Below are 21,473 nucleotides of genomic sequence, written 5' to 3'. Positions count from 1 at the left end.
AGTCTGCTTTCCCAAATCCCTATCCAACAAGCTTTTTATCTGTAAATAAATGATGAAAAAAACTTTAGACGCTTGAATCGTCTAAAGTTTTTTGATCTTTACTATGAGATTACTGAGCCACCAATGTTTCCAAGCTTTCTCCAATCGCAGCCAAACGCTCCATCACTTCTGCTTTGCTCAAGCCGTTTTCAGCCACATAGCGGTTGCGAGGGTGAACGCGGCATTCGTGAGAACAGCCACGGAGGTACTTGTCTTCATTTTCTTCTGAAGTCAGGATGCGGCGGTTACACTCTGGATTGCCACAGTTGACATAGCGCTCGCAAGGAGTACCGTCAAACCAGTCTTTCCCAATCACAACTGGATCAACATGGTTGATATCGACCGAGATACGCTCATCAAAGACATACATCTTGCCGTCCCACAGCTCACCCTGAACTTCTGGGTCTTTTCCGTAAGTCGCGATACCGCCATGGAGCTGGCCGACATCCTTGTAGCCTTCGCGCACCATCCAGCCGGAGAATTTCTCACAGCGGACACCGCCGGTACAGTAAACAACCACGCGCTTGTCCATGAACTTCTCTTTGTTATCACGGACCCATTGCGGCAATTCACGGAAGTTGCGGATGTCTGGACGAATGGCTCCGCGGAAGTGGCCCAGATCGTACTCATAGTCGTTGCGGGTATCTAGGACAACAGTGTCTTCGTCCAGCAGCGCCTCCTTAAATTCCTTAGGCGACAGGTAAGCTCCTGTCGTCTCCAATGGGTTGATGTCGTTGTCAAAATCATTGTCTTCCAAGCCCAAGTGCACGATTTCTTTCTTGTAGCGAACAAACATTTTCTTGAAAGCTTGCTCATTTTCTTGGTCAATCTTGAACCAAAGGTCTTCCATGCCCGGAAGGCTGTGCACATAATCCATGTATTTTTGAGTGGTTTCATAATCACCAGAAACCGTTCCATTGATTCCCTCATCTGCCACCAAGATACGGCCCTTGAGACCGATGGATTTACAGAAGGCCAGATGATCAGCTGCAAATTTCTCAGCATTCTCAATGGGAACATATTTGTAGTAAAGCAGGACACGAATATCTTTTGCCATAAGATTTCAACTCTCTTTTCTCTATAAAATTTTCAGAATTTTTAATTCATCTCTTTATTATAACGCTAGAGGAGAACTGAGGCAATTTATTTGATTGAAAAATAGCATTGAATTCAAACTTCAAAATTTACAGTTTTAGCTATTTTTTACAAAAAAAGATCAGGAATTCTCCCAATCTTTCATTTTTTGATGTAATCAATCTTTTTTGAGACTTCCTGCGCGGGTGCGGGTACGGGCATAGGCAGTCAGCAAGACCGTTCCGATAATTGCTACAGTCGCAGAATTTACCAGAATGGCTACAATACTTTGAGCAATGACCTTATTGACCGGCTCACCTGATACAATGACATCCCCAATGGGACCAATCAGCCAAGCGACTGCATTGGCTCCAAACTGGATCAGGTTAAAGCGAATCATATCCTTCACTTCAAATTTACCGTCTTCCACTCGGAAAAATTTTCTGAAGAAGCCGACTAATAGGCCAAAAACCCCGCTGCCGGCAATCCAGAACCACCAAAGTCCGCCTCCGCTCATAGCATCCTTAACTGCATGGCCAATAAAGCCCATGAGAAAACCGACGATGGGGCCAAAGATAATGCTAAAAAGGGCTTGCAAAGGATACTGGAGCTGGATGCTCGTATTGGGCACAGGCGTTGGGATATTAATCATACCAACAACCACGAATAAGGCTGCTCCAATCCCTGTTGCGACTACGTTTCTGATTGTATTATTTTTCATTCTCTTCTTCCTTAATTTTCAATTCGCTTGATTTCAATGTGCCATTGGGCGCCGACACCGACATTGTAGGCCTTGGCAAAGGAACCTTGGTTGATGGCCAGACCGACCCGATAGAGGGAGTTGATATAAAGAATCGGCTGACCAATGCGGACATCAGCAAAGGATTTGCCGTAAGTGACTTGATTTTGATAGACCAGCATATCATTGTTATAAATGGTCACTTCAAAGCGATCGCCGAATTCCGGACTCAGAGTATAGAATTCTTCACGGGTAATGGAGGTCCAGAGAGAGCCAAAGCGCACATCCAGAATATCAATCGCTCCGCTGACATAGCTGTCAGCAATGGTGGTTTCCACAACCGGGATTTCAACAATATCCTCTACTCTCAGCTCCGGTCCCACTTCTTCAAAGCTGATATGGCCGCTGGCCAGCTTGGCACCTGTATAGGCGTAAACATCACGGCCATGAAAAGTATAGGAATGCTCGGTGTCCTTGCGGCGGTTTTCCACCTCAGAGATTTCCCGAATGGCCTCAATGCCTACATGCTTCTTGATGAAAGACAGGGTGCCGTTGTCAGGAGTGACGATGTACTGTCCCTGACTGGTCTTAGCGACTACGCTCTTGCGCTTGGAGCCGACACCGGGGTCAACGACGGATACAAAAGTCGTTCCCTCCGGCCAGTAATTAACCGTCTGAAAAAGGCGGTAGCTGCCCTCAAAGATATTATAAGGGGTAATATCATGGGTCAGATGATGGATTTTCAGGGTCGGTGATTCTTCCAAAGCCACCCCGATCATAGCAGAAACAGCTCCGTCTACCAGACCGAAGTCCGACTGGAGCACTAACAAATTATTCATGACTGTTTTTCTCCTTTCAGGCCAGCATTCATGGGCTGCCTGAGATTTTCGCATGTCTACTAATCTTACCAAAAATAGCGGGCTTTCGCTATAGTTTCAGTCATAGGTAATTCTTATAAGAAAACATTTCTGAAAGATATACCCTCCAGAAATGCTTTTTTATTTTCCTAGATGAAAGAGCCTGTCGGCTGTCAGTTCCAGCAGTTCCTCATCATGAGAAATCAAAACGACCACCTTGCCCTGCTTCTTCAGCTCCTGCAGCAAGCCGGCTACATGCTGCATCTGTAAATAGTCCAGACCTGAGCTGGGCTCATCAAAAATGAAGATGTCCTTTTGGGACAGGAGCTGGCTGGCAATAACCAGCCGCTGCTGCTCACCGCCGGACAGGGTCATGGGATGACGGTCCTTGAGATCCTGCAAATCCAACCTTGCCAGCAAAGCATCCGCATCAACTGCCTCCTTGACCCCCAGCAGCAGCTCCTTTTCCACACTGTCAGCAAAGAGCTGCAGGCGGACCTCCTGCATGACCAGGGCTGTCTGCTGCAGACGCTGAAGGGCTGACAAGGCCTGCCCTTTAAAACTGAAAACGGCTTCTTTGTCATCCAAAAGTCCGGCCAGATAGGCTGCCAGAGTCGACTTGCCGGCACCATTGGGACCGACCAGAGCTGTGATTTGCCCCCGGCCAAAGACGGCCTCTTCGATAGAGGCCAAATCCTGGTTCCCGGCTTTCAGTCTTAGATTTTTTACACTGAGACTTTCTTCGGGAAATGGCAGAGCAGGCCCTGTCTTTTCCGCTGCCGCTGGATAAGCCGGCAGGTGCAGGCTGCGCAAGCTCCGCTCATGCCGCTCCTGATCCGACAGGGCCAGAAAATCCTCCCGCCCATAATCTGTCAGCAGCCGGCCCTGATCAAAGTAAAGATAGCGGTCTGCCAGATCCTGCAGATAGTCCAGCCGATGCTCGGCTACAATAATGGTCTTGCCCTTAGCCTTCAAATCAGCCAAGTGACTGGCCACCTGCTCGATTCCGCCACGATCCAGATTGGCTGTCGGCTCATCTAAGACCAGAATCGGTGTATCCTGCATCATAGCGGTCAGCAGGGCCATGCGCTGCTTTTCACCGCCCGACAGGCTGAGCATTTCCCGCTCCAAATAGCCGGACAGCGAAAACTCTGCGGTCAGCTGCTCCAGCTGCTGCAGAATCTGCTTCGCAGGTTTCCCCTGATTTTCACAGGGCAGGACCAGCTCATGCTTGACGATTTTATGAAAGAACTGACTGGCTGGATTCTGAAAGACGGAGGCGACAGAGGATGAAAACTCTTCAGCCGGCTTCTGACCGGCTTCCAGACTGTCCACGCGCAGCTGTCCGCGCAGCTGTCCATGATAATAGTCCGGAATGAGGCCGTTGAGCAGGCGCAGAAAGCTGGACTTGCCGCTGCCGCTCGGACCGCAGAGGACAAGGAACTCTCCTGCTGCAATCTGCAGGTCCCCAATCTGCAGGCTTTCCGCTCTGCTATTGTCATAAGAAAATGCCAGTGAGTCCGCCGCTATTAACGGCTGATCATCCAGCACATCATGCCTAACATCCATGCACACACACTCCAATCTGCTAGTCTAAATCTGGAAGCGAAGGTTTCTGTTGATTTGCGGCCCAGCGCCAGCCCTTTGGTCAGGGAGGCAATGGTCAGGTCCTGCACTGTTCGCAAAAGCGACATCAAGAGGGGGATTATCAGATACTCAAAATAGCGCAGCGGCTGCAGGAGGATATCCCGCTTTCTGAGAAAAATACCGCGCAGGCGCAGGCTGCGGTTGATAGTGTTGGCATCTGCTTTGATAGCCGGCAGAAAGCGCATCATCACAGCTAAGGTTAAGAGCAGGCTTTCAGGCAGCCGCCATTTTCGGAGACCGTGAACCAGCTCATAAGCCGTGGAGCTCACAAGCAGCAGAGCGCCAGCCATGATGGAAGGCAGCATAAAGCGGCCGGCAGCCGCAAAAGTCGTCAGCACATGAAAAGACTGACCGGCCGGCAGATGCAGCAAGGCAGCATCAATCAGCCAGAAGAGGGCGAAAATGACCAGAAAATGCAGGGCCATTTTCCTTCTGCCGACCAGATAGATAATGAAGGCTATCCCCCCTACCAGAGCCAGCTCCAGCCAGCCCTTAACCCTGAAGAGGAAAGCCATATTGGCAAAGAGGACTAAAAGAACTTTGCTGCGGACATCCAAACTCATGACACCATCCCTGCTTTGACAAAGTGCTTTTTCAGCAGATACTGGCCAAAAAGACCGCCAATCAGCGCCCCCACAACGACCGTCAGGACAAACCAGACAACGGTTGAAGCCTCTACCGGCAGCATAACCCGATCGATATATTCCTGCGTCTTGCCGCGCGCCAGCAGGCTGTTGATATAGGTCTGACGCGCCAGCCACATAAGGATAATCGGTCCTGAATTGACAAAGGAAAAGACGACAAAAGACAGGAGATTGATTACCTTATTTTCATAGTTTCCCTGTTTGGCAATGGCGTCGGCCAAGAGACCGAAAATCATCCCCGGAAGAAAGGAAGCAAAGAAATGGCCGGACAAAAGGAAGAAAGCTCCCATAACCAGCCCCAGCAGGGTAATAGCGCCAAACTTCCTGACCTTGCTCTGCAGAAGCATATAAACCGTTCCTCCCAGCACTGCAGCGCAGGCAGGCGCATACATCATACTGCCTGAGCGGTCAAAGAGAATGCTGGAAAAGGTCCCCAATCCAACACAGAGAAAATAGAGAGCTGCAAAAGCCCCAGTCAGCATAATATCTTTTACTTTTAATTTGTTCATTATTTTATCCTCTTTATATGTGAAGCTTCTAACTCATAAATTTCATCTGCCAAGGCCACCGTTGACGGACGGTGGGAAATCAGAAAGACCATGCCGCGGCATTCCTCCTTGACAATCGCCAGAAAGGCCGCTTCGTTAAGCGAATCCAGATTGCTGGTTGGCTCATCAAAAATATAGCAGTCCGCATCCTTGAGCAGAGCCCGCATCAGCTCCAGACGCTGGCATTCTCCGGCTGAGAAATCCGCCTCCCCGTCAATCACCGTGTCCAGCCCCTGCGGCAGTTTTTCCAAACGCTCTTTCAGCCGGCACCTTTCTGCCAGCTCCCAGATATCAGCATCACTGATGTCGGTCCTGCCTAAGAGCAGATTTTCTCTCAAGCTTTGGTGAAAGAGCTGTGCAGTCTGCGGAACATAGGCAAAGAAAGCCTGCAGATGCTGGCGGCTGATGTCTCTGGAATCTTTCCCACTGAAGGAAATATGGCCTGTCTGCGCATCATACCAGCGCATGATGAGCTTCATCAGAGTGGATTTGCCGCTGCCGCTGGCACCAAGCAGGCCGATAATCTTTCCCTTATCAAAACGAGCCGATAAGTCTGTAAAAACGGACCGCTCCCGCCCCTCATAGGCAAAGGTCAGATTTTCAATCAGCACATCATCCAGAAGAACAGGCTGCTCACTCCCTGTCAGCTCAGGCTCGGCCTCATCCAAAAGGGCAAAAACATTGCGGCCGGCATTCATGGCCCGCTTAAAGCCCAAAGGCAGACGCCCCAACTCTAAGAAAGGGGCAAAGGAGCTTGAAAAAGCGGCCAGAGCCAGAACAGCCGTCTGCACTTCCAGCTCTCCTCTTTCCGCCTGAAGCAGGGCCAGCAAAGCAAAAACCGTCAGAGAAAGGCCCAAAACCAAGAAGCTCCAAGCTTGCTGCAGAAACTGCTTCTGAGCTGTCTGCAGTTCCAGACGGTTGACTGCCTGACTCTGCTCAGTCAGACGGGCAAAGCGCGCCTGTGTTTTGCCCAGCTGCGCCAAATCTCCCATCGCTTTCAGACTTTCCAAAAAGAAAGAAAGATAAGCTGAGCGCACCCGATGCTGCTCCTCCATCCCTGCCTGCAGCTGTCTCGCAAAATAGCGGGGCAGAACTGCTGCTAGCAACAGATAGGCCAGCAAGGCTGTCAGAGCAAGCCAGGGAGACAGAACCGCCAGACCAAGGGCCATCAAAAGAGCTGACAAAATTCCTGTGCAGACAGGGGCAATGGTATGAGCGAAGAAGACTTCCAGTGCTTCAATATCCTCAGCTATTATTTTAAGCAGCCGGCCGCTGTCCTGCCGGTCTAATTTGGCCGGTGCCAAACGGCGCAGCTTAGCAAAGGTCAGTTTGCGCAGATCCGCCAAGGAATGAAAGGCCACGAAATGTCCGAAATAATGCTCTCCATAACGGAAAAGACCGCGAGCAAACGCAAGGCTGATCAGAAACAGCAGCGGCCAGACTGTCAGAGGCTGCCCGGCCAGAACTGTAAAGCCCAGCTGAATCAAAAGGCTGGGAATGGCTGTCGTGGTTACAAAGCCCAGAAGGGCAAAAAAGACAGCCAGTCCGATAAAAGGCAGCAAATGCCTCATCAGTCTGAAAAGGCGGGAGAGAATCAGGCGGGTTGAGTAAGTTTGCTTAGTTTCCATCTGTCAGTCCCTCCAAAGCTTGCTGGGTATCCGCCAGCCGGCGATATTCCTCATTTTCCTCGTACAGGCGCTCAGGACTGCCCAAGTCAAAGCCATGCCGGCCCATAAACAGGACTTGGCCCGCCTTGGCCACCCGCTTCATCTTGTGAGTAATCTCAATCACCAGAGCATCCTGAGCCAGCAAGTCCAGCAGCTCGTCAATAACGGCTTCATTTTCCTTGTCTACGCTGGATGTGATCTCATCAAAGATATAAAGCGAGCGCTGGGCCAAGATTGCCCGGACACAGATAATCTGCTGGCGTTGTCCCGGCGACAGGTAGCTGCCATTCTCACCGACCGGAGTGTCCAATCCTTGGGGCAGCTGATCGGTAAAGGTCAGCAGCTTCCTTGCAGTCAGCCACGCTTCCAAGTCGGTGCGGGACCAGTCTGCAGCCAACTGCAGATTCTCTAAGATAGAGGCATTTAAGAGCTGACTGTCAGAGGAGCTATACAGGACTTGCTGGTAAATGGCGGCTTGAGGCAGGCCTGCAATGTCCTTTGACCCCAAAAAGACTGAACCTTCCTGCAGACCTGCTTTTCCCAGCAACGCTTTCGCCAGCCTTGTTTTCCCCCGGCCGCTTTCACCAGCAAGGGCAAAGACCTGACCGCGCCGAACCTTGAAACAAAGATGTTCAAAGAGGTTCCGGCCGTCAAAAGCAACCGTCAAATCCTCTGCCCTCAGTTCATCAAATGCCGGCAGAGTCTCCCTATCCGCTGCGGCCTGCCTATCGACCGAATCCAAAAAACTGAAAATCCGATCAGCCATTTTAGTATTCATCATGACCAGATGCATGCCATAGCCTGCTTCCCGAATCGGACTGAAAAATTCCGTCGCTATAAGGACGAAATAAATCAGGGTAAAGAGTGTCAGCTGTCCGGACCCCAGCATAGAAGCCGCCGCAAAACCTGAGATGCCGATTCCCAAGTACATGACTGTATCCATGTAACCAACAGACTGCAGCTGAAAGCCTAAAAGCTCCATGGTCGCATCCCGAAACTCCTCTGCCTGCTGAGCAAATTCCTGTTCATATTTGGCATCAGCCTGATAGGAATAAAGGGTATTTAAGCCTTTCAAATCATCCAGAAAGAGATTGCCTACATCCATATAAGAGGTCCAATAGCGATTCATGATACTGCGCGAACGCTTCTGCATGAGCATGATAGACACCGGTATCAAAGGCAGAGACAGGAGAAAAATCAAGCCGCCCAGCGGAAAAAGCAGGAAAACGAGAAGCAGAACGGTCAGACAGTTAAAATAGGTCCGCAGACGGAGAGTCAGATAGTAGGAATAATAGGTATCCAGACTGTCAATGCCCTGCGAAGCGACCGTTAGGATGTCCGCAGCTGTCCGGCCCTCCTGAAAGCTGCCGTCTTTATCTATGAAAGCCTGAAAAAAGGCAGCTTTCAGCCTGTCTCGGGCAAATTGGGAAGCCAGTCCCTGATACTGCTTGGCTAAGAGTGAAACTCCAAAGCCTAAACCATTAAAAAGCAGCAGCCAGAAGGCCGCCGACAGGAGCAAGACCGGCCGCCCTTCATAGAGGTCTGACAGCAGCTTAGCCAGCAGGGCAAAGCTTGCAATGCGCATAAGAAACTGAATCCAAGACAAAAAGGCTGATAGATAGACCAGCTTTATTTTAGGCTTGATTTGCTCGTTCAAGCGGGCTGTCAGCTCTTTCTTTCTGGCCCGTGAAATTTTCTCTCGCTCCTGTGCCATTGTCTCTCCTTATATAGTTTTTTAGCCTGCTCCCGCGCTCCTGCACCAAACTATTCCAAATCCAGACAGCAAGATGCTCAAAAGCTCTGCTTTGAGGCGCAACAGCCCAGCGACACGGACGGTCACGGCTAACGCCAGCCGCAACAGCCTCCCAGACCTGACGAAAGTTGAGAGGGGAACAAAAATCGGTCAGACAGAGGCTCCAATCTCATCAGCAAGTCTTCATTTCTGGCTGCTGACCTGAAACAGCCTAACCCCAGGCTGTTTTTGACACTTACTTTGTCAGTTTTATTTTCAACCCATCTCCGCACCGCTCAGACAAGCAGGGAATGATGGTCTGAGCTTGTGAATACAGTCCAGCAAAGCTGACTGTCAAAGCAGCGGCTTGTAAGGGCTGATGGTCCAAGAAATGACAAGCCGCTCAGCAGTGGTTGATTGGCGCCAAAGCGCCTAATGAACTGTGCAGGAGAGATCCTAATTGACCAAAGTCAGCAGAGGCTCTTCCACCACTGGGTCTTGCCGTCAAACGATAGAAAGATACGAAGTTGGGGGCTCTTGTCCCAGCCTCTTTATCTGCAGCTTAAAATGAGGCTGAGGCAAAAGTTCTTCAGTCCCGGCCTCGTAAGGTAAAGGAGACGATTGATTGCCCGTTGGCCTTGCTCTTCGCCCCTGTCATCTTCACTTTGGGTATAAGTTATTGAAACAAAGTGAGCTAGCGGCAGTGAGTTTAAACATGCGGGATTAAAATAGAAAGGGTTTCAGAACTGCACAGATGACAATTTCCTATATTTATTCATTATATCACTCTGCCGAGGGAAAGTAAATTAAATTTTCAGACGATTTGGCAGTCCTGCTTCTCCCTTGGTGCTCAAACCACGAGGATTTATACAAGGCTGCAGACAAGTGACTGGCCTCGCGAAAGAGCTTGCCGCAGCTGCTCAAATAGACCAAGAAACTATTTGAGGTTGTGACTAGTGCTTCTGACAGAAAGCCACAAAAGCAGGGCTTTATCGTCATTTAGTTTATCTTTGAGTATCAGCAACTATAAAAAAGACTTCCAAAAGGAAGCCGCAGTTTTTATCCCCTGTGTTCACAGAGGCCTTCAGGCAGTGGGACAGCCTCTTATTTATGGCTGATTTTTCTGGTGATGCTGTCTCCGACAAACTGGATGAAGAAAATCAAAAAGAGAATCAAGAGAGTCGCCAGAACGGTGACATCGTTGTTATAACGCTGGAAGCCGTATGCCAGAGCAACATTTCCCAGACCGCCGGCTCCGATAGCTCCGGCCATGGTCGTTTCTCCGACCAGAGAAATGAGGGTCACCGTTGTGACACGGACCAGATCCGGCAGTCCCTCCCGCAAGTAAACGCCGACGATATCCCAGAAAGTAGCGCCGCTGGCCTGAGCCGCCTCAATAACTCCCTTATCCAACTCCGACAGAACCACCTGCACCTGACGGGCAAAGAAAGGAAAGACCGCCAATGACAGGGGAACCAGAGCCGCTGTCGGACCAATCCCTGTTCCTACCAGCATGCGGGTGAAGGGGTTGATTAGAGCCAACAGGATGATGAAAGGAATCGCCCGAAAGATGGAAGTGACCTTATCTAAAATAAAGAAGACAGGTCTATTTTCCAAAATACCGCCGGGACCGGTCAAAACCAGCAGCAAGCCAGCAATAAAGCCCAAAAACCCGCCAACCAAAAAGGGGATAATGGTCATATAGAAGGTCAGGTAAATAGCTGTTCCCCAGCCCGCCTGACCCCCCCAGCCCATCCTATAAACATTGGGCAGATAGGTCTTGATTAATTCTAACATTCGCTGCTCCCTTCTTTCAGTACTTTCAGCTCTACTCCTGCTTCCTTCAGACTGGTCTGGGCAGCCTCAAGGCTGGCTGCTGCTCCAGATAAAATAACCACCATTTCTCCAACCGGCACATGAGCCAGAATTTCAATATTGGCATGAAGAATATTGGCCGAAATCTGATACTGCTTGTAAATATCATTGATAACGGCTGTATCCGTCACTGCACCCGTATATTTGAGGTGGGCCAGAATAGAGTCAGACGGCAGATTTTTCACAATCTTCTGCTGATTGATTTTCATCATGGCTTCGTTGATGCCTGTCGCTGTTGTGATAAAATCCTGAGTCAGTTCATTCTGCGGATTGCTGAAAATTTCCAGCACAGAGCCTTCCTCAATCAGCCGGCCATTCTGCATGACAGCCACACGGTTGGCAATATCCTTGACAATCTGCATTTCATGAGTAATCAGCACAATCGTCAGACCTAATTTTTGGTTCAAATCCTGCAGGAGAGCCAGAATTTGCTTGGTTGTCTTCGGATCTAAAGCGGATGTCGCTTCATCAGAAATAAGAATCTTGGGATCATTGGCCAGAGCCCGCGCAATCGCTACCCGCTGCTTCTGACCGCCGGACAGCTGAGCCGGATAGTTATCAGCCCGGTCTTCCAGACCGACCAGCTCAAGAAGCTTGCGCACTTTTTCCGCCTTGGCAGCAGCAGACAGAGGGGAATGCTTGAGGGCAAAAGCCACATTTTCTCTGGCAGTCATCTGAGCCATGAGATTAAAATGCTGAAAAATCATCCCAATATCCTTGCGTTTTTCCCGCAGCTGGGCTGCACTGAGCTGAACAGCTCCCTGGCCGTAGAGAACCGTCTCATCAACCGTAATCTGACCGGCAGAAGGGACCTGAAGCAGGTTGATCACCCGCACCAGCGTTGATTTCCCTGCTCCAGAGTAGCCCACGATACCGTAAATATCGCCTCGTTCAATATGAATGGTCACATCTTCAACAGCCTTGATTTTCTGTTTTTTCTGATGAAAGGTTACATCGATATGCTCTAATTTGATAATGTCATTGCTCATAACTTCTGATCAACTCCTTGATTAATTCAATATGGGTGTAGTAATCCGCAATTTTCACGTTTTCATCGCCGCCATGATCATGGCTGTTGGCATTGCCCAGCCCAAAAGCTGCCATAGGAACTTTAAGCGCCTTAAAAACCGTGTGCATCGGTCCCGTACCGGCCGTCGTCGGCAGGACAGATACACCTTCTGGATAAAAGTCCTTAGCCAGCTGGATAACATTGAGAATGGAAGGAGCGCTCATATCGCTGCGGTAACTCATTTCACCTAGGGTATAGGTCAGCTCTACCTGATCAAAACCGTTTTTCTGCAGCTGCCGCTGGATCTTGTCCAAGACATCATGCGGTTCCAGCCCCGGCACCAAACGGACTTCCAGCTTGGCCTGCGCTTCTGCGGGCAGAATGGTTTTGACGCCCTGCCCTTGATAGCCTGAGCCAAACCCCTCAATATTCATGGTTGGTTCGAAATAGAAGCGGCGCAGAAATTCCCTGCGATCCTCCTTCAAAACAGGCAGTTTCAGGCCGTAAATATCGGTCAGTTCCTCCGGCGTCTTCAGAGCATACTGCTCCATCAGAGCCAGCTCCCGCTCATTAGGCTCCTGCACCTGCTCATAAATCCCCTCCACCAAGATACGGCCGTCCTGGCCGCGCAGACTGGAAATGGCATTGAGCAAATACCAGGAAGCTGAGTCAATGACGCCCCCATAGCTGGAATGAATATCCACATCCGCACTCTTGACTGCCATGTCAAAGGTGACAATCCCCTTGTTGCCGCCGGAGATCTCCAGCTGGCCCAGATGATTGCGGGTGCCTTGCTCCCAGACCAGCAGGTCTGCTCCCCGCAGATGTTTCTTGTATTTGGTCAGATACTGATCCAAATCGGTAGAGGCAGACTCCTCAGCTCCCTCTATAATAAAAATGATATGAACCGGAAGACTCCCCTTTTCACGGATATACTTACGGACAGCTGTCAGCCGGGCCGTGATGTGCCCCTTGTCATCGTCCACTCCGCGGCCGTACATGACGCCGTAGTGGACAGACAGGGTAAAGGGGTCATTGGTCCAGGGCTGATCATTATCAGCCGGCACCGTATCATAGTGATTGTAGAAAATAATAGTCTTGGCATCGGGATTGTCTGATTTAAAGTCAGCCATTACGAAAGGGGCTGTATAACTGTCATCCACCGTTACCTTGGCACCGGCAGCTGTAAAAATTTCCCCCAAATACTCGGCCACTTCCTTGAGACCAATCTGCTGGGCAAAAATGGATTTTTTAGAAATCAGGGTCCGCAGCACTTCAAAATAGTGCTGGGCCACTTCGTCGTTTTCAAATTTTTTGATTTGTTCATTCTCAGTCGAGAAAGGCATAAGCAACTCCCAATATTATCAGTATCGATAGACCGTTCACAGCAGAGGACCGGCTAATACTCAAACGATTTTATACTAAATTTATTCAGAAACCGTATGTTGAGTCAGCCCGCCTTAAGCGGTCGGCCCGCAAGCAAACGGCTCCGTCCATTCATTGCTCTTCCGGACGGCTGAAGCTAATAAAGCAATAAAAGAGACATCAAATGACGATAAAATCGGATGAATGAAAGACAGAAAGAGGATAACAGCAGATAAAGGGCTGGAGAAATGAATCTCCGCCCTTCTTATCTTCAGTTTATAGAGGGAGCGGGCGGCAAACTCATGATTTGCAAAAAAACAGTATCCCGCTCCTTTGTTTGCAGGCCGGAGGCTGAAAAGGTCCGTCAGACCGTTTCATTCCGGACGCCTTCATTCTTTACCAGACTGGCTGGTCCATACCGTCAGATGATTCTTCGATGACCTTCTTGACTTCATCGGTATGGTAGGCCTTGATAATTTTCTCAATGGCTGCCGCCTTGTCAGATTCTTTCCAATTCTTATTGGCTGCAATCAGGTTGTACCATTGTTTGGAATTTTCATTGGCTTCTTCCTTGAAGAGTGCATTTTTGTAGTCCAGCTTGGCTTCGCGGACAAAAGTATTATTGACAACGGCTGCATCTACAGAAGTCAGGGAAGCCGCTGTCTGAGCTGCATCCAATTCAGAAATCGTCAGGTTCTTTTTGTTTTCCTTAATGTTAGCAACGGTCGCCAGCTCATTTCCTTCAACATCCAGTTTAATCAAACCAGCAGACTCAAGGAGATAGAGGGCGCGGCTTTCATTGGTGGCATCATTTGGCACCGCAATGGTTCCATTGTCTGGAATGTCTTTGACGCTGCTGTATTTATTTTTGCCGTCTTCAGTGCCTGAGTAAAGGCGGATTGGGGCGATGTAAGTGTCTGCGACCGCTACAAGGTCCGCATTGTTTTCCTTATTCCAGTTTTCCAAAAAGTTGTAATGCTGGAAAGCATTGATATCCACATCACCGTCAACCAATGCCCGGTTGGGCTGAGAATAGTCTGTGAACTGAGTAAAGTCCAATTTGATGCCGGAATTTTCCTTGTCCAGAATTTCCTGCACCTTGTCCCAGCGTGCCTGCTCTGTATCGCTGAGGCTCATCACCCCAACCTTAACAGTGCCGTCATCTTGCTTTTTGCTTTCTTCCTTATTGGCAGATGAAGAGGCGCATGCCGCCAGTCCAAATGCTGCAACAGCCAGCAAAGCCGCTGCACCAAACCATTTTTTCAATTTCATGAGATTGCTCCTTGTTTTAAATTTAGTAGCTGCGTTCGAATCAAAAGATCAGAAAAGATAGAATTCCTCGGAGGCAAGACTGCCAGTTCAGCTTCCTCTCGCCGCCTTTTTCAGCCGTTCGCACTTTCCTTTACTTAATATCCTTCGCATCCGGCAGATAAGAACCGCCGAAGAACTCCTGGGACAGTTTTTCCAGCGTACCGTCATCGTAGAGTTCCTTGATGCGCTTATTGACAAACTCCTGCAGGTCTTCCTGACCTTGGGCAAGAATCGGATAGACATAAGGCTGCTGGTCGCTTGGAAGTTCAATCACTTCTAGATTTTCCAGCCCTTGCTCTTTGATGATGGAGTCTACTGTGATACGCTCAAAAATCTTATAATCTGTACGGCCGTCATTCAAGTTCACCAAGGTTTGCTGAATGGTTCCGTCTGTATAGTTGATTTTTGTCGGATTGTCCGTATGCTCCTTGTTGTAGTCTTCCAGCTGCTGGGCTGTCGAAGTCCCTTGGACAACCTCAGTTGACTTGCCGCCAATGTCATCCAGCGACTTGATATCAACGCCTTTGCGCACCACTAAAACGGTCGGATTCTTGGCATAAGGGTTGGTATAGAGATATTTACCAGCCCGTTCTTCCGAGTAGCTGATATTGTTGGCACCGATTTGGTAGCGGTCACTGTCCAAACCTGAAAAGATAGAAGCCCATTTCGTTTTGTTGAATTTGACTTCATACTTGTCTGAACCCTTAAAGATTTCACGCAGAACCTCAATCTCATAACCGGTCAGACTGCCTTCCTTGTCCTCGTAGGAGAACGGTTTTGTCGTTCCTACCGTACCAACTTCTACCGTTGTTTTCCCGCTGTCGCTTTTTTTATTGGATGAAGAGCAGGCAGCCAATGCTCCTGCTGCAAGGACTCCAACTGCTGTCAAAGCAAGGTATTTAAAGGTTTTTTTCAAATTCACGTTTTTGTTTCCTCCTAAAAAAGTCTTTCTCTATCATAGCAAATAATAGACCGTTTGCCTATTATATATTTTCTATGGAAGTGATAGCTTTTCTTTATCAGAGTCTGTCTGCTCTCTGACACAACGCACCTGTTGTTCTATCATACCAAAAGAAAGGCCGCTTGCCCATTATCTATTTTTTATAGACTCTCATAGTTATTGCTTATACTCAAAGAAAATCAAAGAGAACAAGGGCTAAGAGCAAGGTCCATGGGCAATCAAGCGTCTCATTGGCCTAGGGCGGCAAAGAGGCTGAGACAGACTCCCATGATGGCTGTGCCCTCACCCACAGAGGGATGTATCTTTGGGAAGATACTGTATAAGACTCCCATGATGGCTGTGCCGCCGCCTTTCGCAGTGACAGGACGGAGCCGTCTGCTTGTGTGCCGGCCGCTTAAGGCAAAGAGACTCAGCATCCGGTTTCCGAACAAGTCTATTAAATGTAAAAGCAAGCGGCAGCTACAGCTTCTGATAGTGCTGAAGAAGAAAGCGGGCACTTTCTACATAATAGGGGACAGAGACTCTAAAGGCCTGATCGTCAATAATCATGCTGTCATGATGCAGATCCGGCGCATGCTCCGCTCCGTTTGAGCCGATAAAAGCGAAAACCCCCGGCAGCTGCTCCTGATAGAAGGCAAAATCCTCTCCAGCAGATGATGGCTCAGCCTCTAAAAGCTGTGCAAAATCCTGCGAGTTTTTAAAAAGCAGCTCCGCTAAGTCAGGGTCATTGTAAGTGACTGGCGGGGTCCAATCCCAAGCAATGTCTGCCTGAGCTCCGAAATTCTCAGCCGTATTTTCCACAATCCGTATAAAATCAGCCTTCAGGCGCTGCTGCAGGTCCGGATTAAAAGTGCGGATAGTCCCCTCAAAAAAGCCGCTTTGAGGCAGCACATTCCAAGTCGCCCCGGCTTCGATATGGGTCACCGACAGCACCGCCGGCTCAAAAGGGGAGACTGTACGGGAAACCAAGACCTGCAGATTCTGAACCATGCTGGTCAGCGCCAGCACCGTATCTACTCCCAAATCCGGTCTGGCTGCATGACTGCTGACACCACGGACCGTCACCTTGAATTTTTCCACACCGGCCATCATCGCTCCCGGCTTAAGGGCCAGCTGACCTGCAGACAGCTGCGGCATATTGTGAAAGCCAATAATGGCAGAGACGTCGTCTAAAAGTCCAGTGGCCAGAACGGCTGAGGCTCCCTGCGAAATCTCCTCCGCCGGCTGAAAAATCAGGCGGACAGTGCCCCGTAAATCATCTTCCATGGCCTTGAGCAGTTCTGCTGCCCCCAACAGGCTGGTCTGATGAAAATCATGGCCGCAGGCATGCATGACTCCCGCATTCTGACTGGCATAAGGCAGACCGGTCTTTTCCAAAATAGGCAGGGCATCAATATCAGCGCGCAGTGCGACAATCGGCCGGCCGCTGCCAATATCCGCAATCAGACCAGTGGCCAAACCCGAATCCAAAATCTTAATATCCAAATCCTGCAGATAGCGGCGCAGAAATTCAGTCGTTTCGAACTCCTGACCGGACAGCTCCGGATGCTGATGAAGATAGTGACGGGTCTGTATCAGTTTATTATAGAATGTTTTCATGGCTGACTCCTTCTGCTCTTTATAAATCTCGGATGACTGTATTTAGTCAAAAACTGCTGTCAGGCCCTGCTCCGACAGTTATCAAAAAAGAAGAGCGAAACGCTGTCCAGAATTTTGCTGCTCCCCTCCCTTAAACTTAGCTCTGCTTAATCATGGCTGATCTGCTTTTGCCAAGCCCTTTTCGCTGCCAGAAACCCTATAATCCGGTCTGAAAACAAAAGAGCAGGCTGCCAAATCAGCAGTCAAGCGCACTTATGGTCTCTCCCTCACATAAATTTTCTTTATTTTATCACACCTGAACAGCAGGGTAAATATCTTTTTAAAGAATTCACAGAATTTCCCCCAAAAATGAACAAGAAAGCAAAAACAGGCTAGAGCGATACTCCTGCTCAAAGAAGAGCGAAATCAAATCAGGCAGGAGCAGACATGATGAACAGCCTCGCTGCCATCATATCCGCTCCTGCCTGGTTGGCTGATGATGTTCATTAAGTATTGGGGCGAATCTGTTCACTGTCATAACAGATGATGAATAGACCCTCTCTTGTCTGGAGTTTGGCTGATTTTTACTGATCTTCGCCTGTCACAGCCGAAGAAACTGTGGCAGTATCAGTGACAGCTGCTGTTGAAGAAACCGGCGCAGTCTCGGTGCCCACGCTGGTATCTGTGCTCGGGTAAGAATAGGTATCATAGCCGTTATTATAAGCCGGCTGACTGTAGCCGCCATAAGTGTCTGCGGTACTGCTGTCAGCAGAGCTGGCACTGCTGCTATCTCGCAGACTGGTTCCGCCCATAATGTCCTCATAAAGGACAGCGTTGGTCTTGAGGCTGTCAACGGTCTCCTTGCCCAATGCCTTGCGGATAAGGTTCTGCATTTTAAGCAGGTGCTCTGAGGTCACCAGCTGGTAGCTCCCTCCATCTGCCAGAGTGGCATCTTCTCCGCGCAGCTGTTCGGATTGGATATTCTTAAAGGCATCCTGATAGCCCAAGAGCTGCGGGATACTTTGCGAATCAAGAGCAATATTGGTCTGCATATTGTCACTGACAGCTTTCAGAATAGCTTGATAATGGCTGACACTGTTGAGGCTGAGAACCTTCTCAACGACTTTCTTGATGACTTCCCGCTGGCGTTTCTGCCGGCCGTAGTCGCCTTCCGGATCTTGATAGCGCATGCGGGCATAAACCAGTGCCTGATCGCCGTTAATCGTCTGCTTGCCTGGTTCCACGGTCGCTGTGTATTCGGGTTCGTTTTCCTCGATAGAGATAGGGAAATCAAAGGTATTGTTGACTTCAATACCGCCGACAGCATCTACCAGCTGGACCAAGCCCTGCATGTTAATCATGACATAGCGGTCGATGTGGATATTCATCAGCCCTTCAATGGTTGAGATAGCCTGCTCCGCGCCGCCGGTTGCATAGGCCGCATTGAGCTTAGCCTCCACAGTCTGACCATTTTCATCAATCTGCGTCAGAATATCGCGCTCCAAGCTCATCATGACGGTTTTCTTTGTCTTAGGATTGACCGTCAGAAGAATCATGGTGTCGCTGTTGCCGACCCAGGTATCCTCACGCGAGCCGCTGCCGGTGTCCACTCCCATCAGCAAAATCGTCATCGGCTTGGTCGCAGAGATAACATCGGTTTCATTGCCCAGACCCTTGTAGGTCTTAGACAGGGTATCCGCTGACTGCTGGTAAATGGTCCAGGCGTAGGCACCGATTCCTGCTGTGGTAACGGCAACAAGAGTCAAAAACATCAGTACAATTTTTTTTAACATATTTCTTTATTTATCTATCAGCTTTCCCATGAGGTAAACGTCAAGAAATTTCCCTTCTTTTAGATAGGCTCCTCTTTTTAGCAGCCCTTCAATTTCAAATCCTAAATCTTTATAAAGATGAACAGCCCGCTCGTTTCTGACTTGAACGGTCAGCTCCAGCCGTCTGAGAATGCCGGATTCCTGAGCCCAGGCAACCGCCTCGTCCAGCAGTATCCGGCCCATCCCCTGATTCCAAAAAGCCTTTTTCACTACGACAAAAACCTGACCGATATGCCGGATCCGCTCGTGAAAATCAGCCGTAATGCTGACAAGGCCGGCAATGTCATCATTGAGAAGCGCCAAGAGATAGAGCTGATTGGCTGAATCGGCCTGGCGCTCGATAAAAGAGGACATTTCCGCTTCATTCATCAAGATCCCTGCCTCATCCAGAGTCATATAGTCCGACTCAGAGCCGACCTGATTGAGAAAAGCAATCAAATCAGCAGCATCCGCCCTTTCTGCTTCCCGCAGCGATAGATCAAACTGAGCCATGTTTCAGCTCCTCCAGCAGCTCCTGAGCCCGCCGACCCTTGGCTTCAAAGACTAACTCCCGTCCGTCTTCCCTTTTCAGAAGGCTTAATTTCAGATAATCATCAGGCAGACTGGAAGCCAGCAGCTCTCCCCACTCTATCACTGTAACCCCCTGACCAAAGAGAAAGTCGTCTAAGTCAATGGAGTCTGGATCCTCACCGATACGGTAAACATCCAGATGATAGAGAGGCAGGCGTCCTTCATATTCACGGACAATGGTGTAGGTAGGACTCTTAATCATTTGTTCAATAGCCAATCCCCGTGCAATCCCCTTGGTAAAAGTCGTCTTTCCGGCACCCAAATCACCTGTCAAAATCAGAACATCCTGTTCTTTCAGTAGGAGACCCAAACGGCGCCCCCACTCTATCAATTCTTGCTCATTATGACTAAACATTCTTCTATTATATCAAAAGTTTTTATTTTCTGCTTCATTTTTCACATTTTGTCCACAAAAAAACCGGCCAGATAAAGCCAGCTTTTTATACCTGTCAGGCCAAGGCCAGACTGATAAAGTTGAGGATATTGAGGGCATTGAGCACCCAGATCATCGGGTGGACTTCCTTGGCCTCGCCCTTGATGACCTTGACCAGGGCATACATGATAAAGCCAGCTGCAATCCCGTGGGTGATGCTGTAGGTTAAGCCCATAAAGATAGAGGTAAAGAAAGCCGGCACTGCTTCTGAAAGGTCATTCCATTTGATGTCAGTCATACTGGACAGCATCATGATGCCAACAATAATCAGAATAGGGGCTACTGCCACTGTCGGCACAATCGCCAGCAAAGGACTGAAGAAGCTGGCAACGATAAAGAGCAGAGCTACCACCAGAGCGGTCAGCCCGGTCCGGCCGCCGGCTTCAATACCGGCTGCTGACTCTACATAAGTCGTCACATTGGAAGTTCCGGCAACGGCTCCGACAGTCGTTCCGACCATATCTGAAAACAGAGCCTTATCCATCTTGGTCTGCAAGCCGGATGAATCACGCGCCGCTTCCTCATCTGCCACATTAAAGATTCCCGCCTTGCGGCCTGTACTGATCAGAGTCCCGATATTATCAAAGACATCCGTAATGGAGAAAGCCAAGACAGCCATCAAGACCTCTGGGATCCGCTCAGGCTTAGAAAACAGTGACACCAGGCCGTCCTTTCCCAAGGATGCACCAAAAATAGTGCCTAAATCCTTAAAAGCTGCGCCCAGATTGTTTGAAGCAAAATTGATGCTGCCCAGATTGACCACTCCGCTCAGAATAGCCACAATCGTTGTGGCTGCAATAGAAAGGACAATACCGCCTCTGACCTTCTTCAGAACCAACACAATGGTCAAAAAGATGCCAAAGAGAGCCACCAGCACAGCCGGATTGTCAAAATCAACCAAAGCAGGCGTAGCCATACCATTGGCCGTAAGAGCCGCCTGCCCCTTGTCTGCCCCTTCTCCTGCTGCCGTATAGGTTCCCGGGTCAATGGAAAATTGCAGAAGACCGGCTTTTTTAATCCCAATATAGGCCAAAAAAATACCAATCCCGCCTGAGATAGCGTGCTGCAGGGCATCTGGAATGGCCCGGATAATCGTCTTGCGGATGCTGCTCAAAGTCACAATGATACTGATCAGACCGCAGAGAAAGACCATGGCCAGCGCTTCCTGCCAGGTATAGCCCAAAGCGAAGACGACAGTATAAGTAAAGAAGGCATTCAGCCCCATGCCGGGAGCCTGTGCATAGGGGATATTGGCATAAAAAGCCATCATCAGTGTTCCGGCCACCGTCCCGATAATCGTAGCCAGAAAGACTCCCTGAGCTGGCATTCCTGTCTGACTGAGCATTTCAGGATTGACAAAAAGAATGTAGCTCATGGCAAAGAAAGTCGTCAGGCCGGCAAGAATTTCTGTACGGACAGTCGTACCATTCTCCTGCAGTTTAAAAAGTTTATCCATGATTGAAATAATCTCCTTGCTGAAAAGATCTGAGTGTTTCAAGACTCGAAAACAAAAAAACAGCAAACTTGCCCAAAAACTGTTCAAGTTCTGTTTAACTTCATTTATAAGCTGCACGTCGCTATTTACGAACGAT

Annotated in this window: 18 protein-coding genes; all 18 read right to left on the bottom strand. The window is 49.3% G+C overall.

The window, feature by feature from the left end; translation table 11 throughout:
• Positions 1-109 precede the first annotated feature (109 nt).
• The 18 genes from trhO to DHL47_RS08440 all read right to left on the bottom strand — a co-directional run bounded on the left by trhO (position 110) and on the right by DHL47_RS08440 (position 21,337).
• Entirely contained in the window at positions 110-1,096 is a 987-nt protein-coding gene (gene trhO / locus DHL47_RS08525) for an oxygen-dependent tRNA uridine(34) hydroxylase TrhO (protein ID WP_209551565.1), read from the bottom strand.
• A 195-nt stretch (positions 1,097-1,291) separates the two neighbouring features.
• Complete coding sequence (locus DHL47_RS08520) at positions 1,292-1,834, bottom strand: ECF-type riboflavin transporter substrate-binding protein (RefSeq protein ID WP_128835471.1); 543 nt, start codon at positions 1,832-1,834, stop codon at positions 1,292-1,294.
• Between the two features lie 11 nt (positions 1,835-1,845).
• Entirely contained in the window at positions 1,846-2,691 is an 846-nt protein-coding gene (locus tag DHL47_RS08515) for an SAM hydrolase/SAM-dependent halogenase family protein (protein WP_128835469.1), read from the bottom strand.
• A gap of 159 nt (positions 2,692-2,850) precedes the next feature.
• Positions 2,851-4,278, bottom strand: a complete 1,428-nt coding sequence (locus DHL47_RS08510) for an ABC transporter ATP-binding protein (RefSeq protein ID WP_209551564.1) — start codon at positions 4,276-4,278, stop codon at positions 2,851-2,853.
• The gene (locus DHL47_RS08505) at positions 4,239-4,919 is read right to left on the bottom strand and encodes an energy-coupling factor transporter transmembrane component T (protein WP_128835465.1); all 681 of its coding nucleotides are present in this window, start codon (positions 4,917-4,919) and stop codon (positions 4,239-4,241) included. Before DHL47_RS08505 ends, DHL47_RS08510 begins: the two co-directional genes overlap by 40 nt.
• The gene (locus tag DHL47_RS08500) at positions 4,916-5,509 is read right to left on the bottom strand and encodes an MptD family putative ECF transporter S component (protein ID WP_128835463.1); all 594 of its coding nucleotides are present in this window, start codon (positions 5,507-5,509) and stop codon (positions 4,916-4,918) included. Before DHL47_RS08500 ends, DHL47_RS08505 begins: the two co-directional genes overlap by 4 nt.
• Positions 5,509-7,176, bottom strand: coding sequence for an amino acid ABC transporter ATP-binding/permease protein (locus DHL47_RS08495; RefSeq protein WP_209551563.1), 1,668 nt, complete (start codon positions 7,174-7,176; stop codon positions 5,509-5,511). Before DHL47_RS08495 ends, DHL47_RS08500 begins: the two co-directional genes overlap by 1 nt.
• Positions 7,166-8,929: an ABC transporter ATP-binding protein/permease gene (locus DHL47_RS08490; protein ID WP_209551562.1), complete on the bottom strand. Its 1,764-nt coding sequence runs from the start codon at positions 8,927-8,929 to the stop codon at positions 7,166-7,168. The genes DHL47_RS08495 and DHL47_RS08490 overlap by 11 nt, the downstream gene beginning before the upstream one ends.
• A 1,122-nt stretch (positions 8,930-10,051) precedes the next feature.
• Positions 10,052-10,744: a methionine ABC transporter permease gene (locus tag DHL47_RS08485; protein WP_128835457.1), complete on the bottom strand. Its 693-nt coding sequence runs from the start codon at positions 10,742-10,744 to the stop codon at positions 10,052-10,054.
• On the bottom strand, positions 10,738-11,811 hold the full coding sequence (locus DHL47_RS08480; RefSeq protein WP_209551561.1) for a methionine ABC transporter ATP-binding protein: 1,074 nt from the start codon (positions 11,809-11,811) through the stop codon (positions 10,738-10,740). The genes DHL47_RS08485 and DHL47_RS08480 overlap by 7 nt, the downstream gene beginning before the upstream one ends.
• Positions 11,801-13,177, bottom strand: a complete 1,377-nt coding sequence (locus DHL47_RS08475; RefSeq protein WP_209551560.1) for a M20/M25/M40 family metallo-hydrolase — start codon at positions 13,175-13,177, stop codon at positions 11,801-11,803. Before DHL47_RS08475 ends, DHL47_RS08480 begins: the two co-directional genes overlap by 11 nt.
• Positions 13,178-13,592: 415 nt before the next feature.
• Positions 13,593-14,468, bottom strand: a complete 876-nt coding sequence (locus DHL47_RS08470) for a MetQ/NlpA family ABC transporter substrate-binding protein (protein WP_128835453.1) — start codon at positions 14,466-14,468, stop codon at positions 13,593-13,595.
• Positions 14,469-14,598: 130 nt separating this feature from the next.
• A complete protein-coding gene (locus DHL47_RS08465) occupies positions 14,599-15,429 on the bottom strand; it encodes an amino acid ABC transporter substrate-binding protein (RefSeq protein WP_128835451.1) in 831 nt (276 codons plus the stop codon).
• Between the two features lie 498 nt (positions 15,430-15,927).
• Positions 15,928-17,067, bottom strand: a complete 1,140-nt coding sequence (locus tag DHL47_RS08460) for a M20 peptidase aminoacylase family protein (protein ID WP_209551559.1) — start codon at positions 17,065-17,067, stop codon at positions 15,928-15,930.
• A gap of 563 nt (positions 17,068-17,630) precedes the next feature.
• The gene (lytR, locus tag DHL47_RS08455) at positions 17,631-18,839 is read right to left on the bottom strand and encodes a glycopolymer--peptidoglycan transferase LytR (protein ID WP_209551558.1); all 1,209 of its coding nucleotides are present in this window, start codon (positions 18,837-18,839) and stop codon (positions 17,631-17,633) included.
• Between the two features lie 6 nt (positions 18,840-18,845).
• Positions 18,846-19,370: a GNAT family N-acetyltransferase gene (locus DHL47_RS08450; protein WP_209551557.1), complete on the bottom strand. Its 525-nt coding sequence runs from the start codon at positions 19,368-19,370 to the stop codon at positions 18,846-18,848.
• Complete coding sequence (gene tsaE / locus DHL47_RS08445) at positions 19,357-19,803, bottom strand: tRNA (adenosine(37)-N6)-threonylcarbamoyltransferase complex ATPase subunit type 1 TsaE (protein WP_128835441.1); 447 nt, start codon at positions 19,801-19,803, stop codon at positions 19,357-19,359. Before tsaE ends, DHL47_RS08450 begins: the two co-directional genes overlap by 14 nt.
• 94 nt (positions 19,804-19,897) lie before the next feature.
• Positions 19,898-21,337 carry an NCS2 family permease gene (locus tag DHL47_RS08440; protein WP_209551556.1) on the bottom strand — a complete coding sequence of 480 codons (1,440 nt, stop codon included), beginning with the start codon at positions 21,335-21,337 and terminating at the stop codon, positions 19,898-19,900.
• Positions 21,338-21,473: the final 136 nt, after the last annotated feature.

Origin of the sequence: Streptococcus panodentis (genome assembly GCF_017884005.1) — a bacterium.
Taxonomy (GTDB): Bacteria; Bacillota; Bacilli; order Lactobacillales; family Streptococcaceae; genus Streptococcus; species Streptococcus panodentis.
The sequence above is the reverse complement of the archived record's forward strand: the minus strand, read 5'-3'. Positions and strand labels throughout refer to the sequence as shown.